Annotated in this window: 5 protein-coding genes; all 5 read left to right on the forward strand. The window is 66.8% G+C overall.

Going from position 1 to position 4,752, the window contains the following annotated elements; translation table 11 throughout:
- Positions 1–577 (forward strand): nucleotidyltransferase family protein (locus tag ON44_RS34000; RefSeq protein ID WP_040698277.1); only part of this gene is annotated, 577 nt, incomplete at its 5' end.
- Complete coding sequence (locus ON44_RS34005; RefSeq protein WP_040698279.1) at positions 574–1,461, forward strand: AAA family ATPase; 888 nt, start codon at positions 574–576, stop codon at positions 1,459–1,461. The genes ON44_RS34000 and ON44_RS34005, both read left to right, overlap by 4 nt.
- A gap of 13 nt (positions 1,462–1,474) precedes the next feature.
- Complete coding sequence (locus tag ON44_RS34010; protein ID WP_040698284.1) at positions 1,475–2,122, forward strand: SRPBCC family protein; 648 nt, start codon at positions 1,475–1,477, stop codon at positions 2,120–2,122.
- Positions 2,119–3,318, forward strand: coding sequence for a vWA domain-containing protein (locus ON44_RS34015; RefSeq protein ID WP_040698287.1), 1,200 nt, complete (start codon positions 2,119–2,121; stop codon positions 3,316–3,318). Before ON44_RS34010 ends, ON44_RS34015 begins: the two co-directional genes overlap by 4 nt.
- A gap of 355 nt (positions 3,319–3,673) precedes the next feature.
- The gene (locus ON44_RS34020) at positions 3,674–4,687 is read left to right on the forward strand and encodes an alcohol dehydrogenase catalytic domain-containing protein (RefSeq protein ID WP_040698290.1); all 1,014 of its coding nucleotides are present in this window, start codon (positions 3,674–3,676) and stop codon (positions 4,685–4,687) included.
- Positions 4,688–4,752 lie beyond the last annotated feature (65 nt).

The following is a 4,752-nucleotide window of genomic DNA, read 5'->3' on the forward strand; positions in this document are numbered from 1 at the left end:
CACCGGAGTCGTACTCGCCGCGGGCACCTCACGCCGTCTCGGCACGGCGAAACAGCTACTGCCGTACCGGAATACGACGGTTCTCGGCGCCACCCTCGACATGGTGCGATCCTGCGCTTTCGATCAGATCATCGTCACGCTCGGCGGCGCGGCGGCGGCGGTGCGCCGGCAGGTCGATCTCACCGGGGTGGAGGTTGTCCTGGCCGACGACTTCGATTCGGGCTGTTCGTCGTCGTTGCGCTCGGCCCTGGGCTCGGTGCATCCCCAGGCTGGTGGAATCGTGTTGCTGCTCGGCGATCAACCGGGTCTGTCGGCGGTGACCGTCGACCGGCTGATCGCCGAGGGAACGTCCACCGCGATCACGGTCTGCCGCTACCACGACGGCATCGGGCATCCATTCTGGCTGAGTCGCAGCATATTCGGCGAGTTGGCCCGAATGCACGGCGACAAGGCCGTGTGGAAGATCATCGATTCGGGCCGCGTTCCGGTGTCGCGACTCGACATCGACGCACCGGTGCCCTTGGACGTGGACACCTGGGACGACTACGAGCGCCTGCGCGCTTCTACCTCGCCATGATGTCGCCGTTCGACGATATCGAGGATGTGGTGCGACGATTCGACGCCGACGACTACCTGCTCGATACCGGAACCGCCGCCGCCTTCTATCTGGCCACCACATTGGGGCGGCCGCTGCTGCTGGAAGGTGAACCGGGAGTGGGCAAGACGACGGCGGCGAGGACCCTGGCAACCGTGCTCGGCGCACCGCTGATCCGTCTGCAGTGCTACGAGGGCCTCACCGTGAGCGAAGCGCTGTACGACTGGAACTACCAGCGCCAGCTGCTCAGCATCCGGCTCGCCGAGGCGCGCGGCGCCGACCTCACCGAAGCCGACCTGTTCACCGAGGCATTCCTGGTCGACCGCCCGATCCTGCGCTGTGTGCGATATCGTGGCCCGACGCCCCCGGTGCTGTTGATCGACGAAATCGACCGTGCCGACGACGAATTCGAAGCGCTGCTGCTCGAATTCCTCGGTGAGGCCACGGTGACCGTTCCCGAGCTCGGGACCTTCGTCACCCAGCATCCGCCGCTCGCGGTGCTGACCTCGAACCGCAGTCGCGATCTGCACGACGCGTTGCGCCGGCGCTGCCTCTACCACTGGATCGACTACCCGGAACCGGCCCGTGCGGTGGCGATCGTGCGACGCACCGTGCCCGGGGCAACCGACGCGCTGATCGAGCACGCCACCCAATTCGTCGGCGGCGCCCGCGATCTCGATCTCGACAAGCCGCCCGGTGTCGCCGAGACCATCGATTGGATCGCCGCACTGGTGACGCTCGGCGTCGCCGATCTCACCGCGCCGGAGGCGATCACCGCGCTCAGCGCACTGGCGAAGACACCCGACGACCGCACCACCGTGCACGAGGCAATCGTCGAATACACCCAAAGCCTGGCTACCGGATGAGAGGGATACTCCGATGAAGATCGCCAATGAGTTCACCGTCAACGCACCCGTCCAACGGGCATGGGCGGTGCTGACCGATCTCGAACAGGTCGTCCCGCTCATGCCCGGCGCACAGATGGTCGGCTGGGAAGGAGAGGACTTCCTCGGCAAACTGAAGGTCAAAGTCGGCCCGGTGACCAGTGAATTCACCGGGAAGGCGAATTTCGTCGAGCGCGACGAACAGGACCATCGCGCCGTCATCAACGGCAGCGGCCGGGATTCACGCGGATCCGGAAACGCGGCGGCGACCATCACCACGCAACTGCGCGAAGACGGCGACAAGACCCGGGTCACCGTGGACACCGAGCTCAGGATCGTCGGCAAGCTCGCCCAGTTCGGCAGCGGGATGCTGCAGCAGGTGTCGGAGAAACTGATCCGGGAATTCGTCGCCTCCCTGGAAGCGAAACTCGCAGTGGGCGATTCGGTCGCGGGAGCGGTAGCCGGGCCGGACGGCCGAGAGGCGCGGTCGCAGTCGGTCGCACAACCCGAGTCCGCGCCGCTCGACCTCGTCGAACTCGTCGGGCCCGCGATGATCAAGAAGTATGCGCCCGCGATCGCGTTCGTGATCGCGTTCGTGCTCGGAATCATCCTGGTACGCAGGCAGATGCGCGGGAAGCGGTGACGCGAGCGGTGCTGCTGCGCGGCGTCGATCTGGCCGCGTTCGCTGTCGCGGTGGTCGCGCGGCTGCGGCGTGGTGGTGTCGCGGTGGCGCCGAGCGGGCCCGCGCTGTTCGTACAAGCCTTGCGTCGCATGGCGCCGCGGTCGCGCACCGAACTCTACTGGGCGGCGCGGCTCACGCTCGTCGATCGCAGGCAGGATCTCGCCGCCTTCGACGCGGTCTTCGCGACGGTGTTCGCCGACGCGGTGCTGGGTGTGGACCCGCCGAGTCGAACGCACGGACTGCCGACCGACCGCGCGTCGGCGCCGGCGCCGGGCGGTCCGGGGCAGTCTCGGCAAGGCGGTGAAGTCCCTTGGGCGACAATGCAATCAGCGATTCGTGCCGACCGATCAACCGATCAGGGTGTAGCGCTGCCGGACGTGCTGCCGAGCCGGTTCGCGGCACGGGAACAGGAACCGTTCGCTCGCTTCGATCCGGACGATCTGCGGACGGTCGGCGCCTGGCTGGAGCAGGCGTCGGCGCACTGGCCGCAACGCCGCAGTAGACGCTACGCAAACCATCCGCACGGCAAGCGGATCGACTTCCGGGCGACGATGAACAACTCCCGCCGCACCGGCTGGGAGTCGGCGGTGCTGGTCCGCACTCGTCCCCGACGCCGCCCGCGCCGAATCGTCATGATCTGCGACGTCAGCCGCTCGATGCAACCATATTCGACGATCTACCTGCACCTGATGCGGGCCGCGATGCAGCGCCGTTCGCCCGATCGCCCCGAGGTATTCGCCTTCTCCACCTCGTTGACCAGGCTGACCTCGGTGCTCGCGCACCGTTCCCCGGATGTCGCGGTGGCCCGAGCCAACGACAAGGTGGTCGACCGCTACGGTGGCACGCACATCGGCCGGTGCCTCGGCACGCTGCTGGCGACGTCGTCCGGCAATGCGGTGCGCGGCGCCGTCGTCGTCATCGCATCGGACGGCTGGGACAGCGACCCGCCCGATGTCCTCGCTCGTGCGATGGCCCGGATCCGACGCCGGGCTTGGCGGGTCATCTGGCTCAATCCGCGCGCGGGCGAGTCCCGATTCCAGCCGACCACCGGTGCGATGGCGGCAGCGCTGCCGTACTGCGACGTCATGATGCCCGCGCACACGCTGGCAGGCATACACGCGTTCATGCAAGCCCTGGCATCGACGATTGTCACCTGATTGCAAGAAGATCGACTCCGTCGACGCACACTCACTGGCGACTGCGCAGAAGAGTCGTGGTGCATGGTGAACTGGCAAGGACACCTCGCGTTACACCTCGGTACCGTCTCGGCGAACGTATGATTCTCACGGCATCGTTTCGGGCTGGTGCCTTTTGCACTGGGCGTGCGAATGCCGCGCAGGATGGATGACAATCTGTCAGTCGGCCGATACAAAGTGGCAAGGCCAGACAAACCCTGAGAACCGCTCTTCATCTGGTGCCCGATACCGTTCGAGAATTGCCGGCGCCGCTGCCTCGGTCCCGCTGTGGTGAGGTTCCCGACGCCGCCGCTCCCCAGGAAAAGCGAGGATACCGATGTCTACTCATCAGGCTGTTCACGTGCAGTCCGCCGGTGCGGCATTGAAGCTGGTCGATGTCGAAACGACCTCACCGCCTCGCGACCACGTACGCCTCGTGGTCTCGGCGTGCGGGGTCTGCGGCACCGACCGTGCGTTCGTCAGCGGCGCGTTCCCGAACATGTCGTGGCCGCTGACCCCGGGGCACGAGATCGCCGGAACGATCGCTGAGCTCGGCGCCGATGTCGACAATTACGTCGTCGGAGACCGTGTCGCTGTGGGCTGGTTCGGCGGGCATTGCGGCAAGTGCGTCCCATGCCGGAAAGGCGACTTCATCCACTGCGCGAACATGCAGGTCCCCAGCTGGCAGTACCCCGGCGGATATGCCGAGTCGGTGACTGTACCGGCCAATGCGCTGGCCCGAATCCCTGATGCGCTTTCCCTGGCCGAGGCCGCGCCGATGGGTTGTGCCGGAGTCACCACCTACCACGCGCTTCGCGAAACCCGGGCGGTACCCGGCGACCGCGTCGCCATTCTGGGTATCGGCGGACTGGGCCACCTCGGCGTGCAGTTCGCCCACGCGATGGGCTTTGAAACGATTGCGATCGCCCGCGGTGCGGGAAAAGCCGAGGACGCCCGCGCGCTCGGCGCTCACCACTACATCGACTCGACCGCCGGCGACGTCAGCGAAGCGCTGCGGGGGCTCGGCGGTGTGTCGGTAGTTCTGGGGACTGTGGGCAGCTCTACAGCCATGGCCTCAACGGTCGGTGGGCTACTACCGCGCGGCGAGCTCATCGCCGTTGGTGTCTCCGCCGAGCCGCTACCGATCAGCCCGATGCAGCTGATCACTCGCGGGCTGAGCATCACCGGCCACGCCTCCGGCACTGCGCGCGATATCGAGGAAACGATGCAATTCGCGGTCCAATCCGGCGTGCGCGCGCGAATTCAGGAACGGCCCCTGGATCAGGCCGCCGAGGCATATGCCGCAATGGAACAGGGACGGGCCCGCTACCGCATGGTCCTCACGGTGTGACCGTCGAACAACGACGATGACAGGCTCCGCGACCGGCGACACCCCATCAAGGCACACAGGGGATA

Source organism: Nocardia vinacea NBRC 16497 (genome assembly GCF_000308835.1).
GTDB lineage: Bacteria > Actinomycetota > Actinomycetes > Mycobacteriales > Mycobacteriaceae > Nocardia > Nocardia vinacea.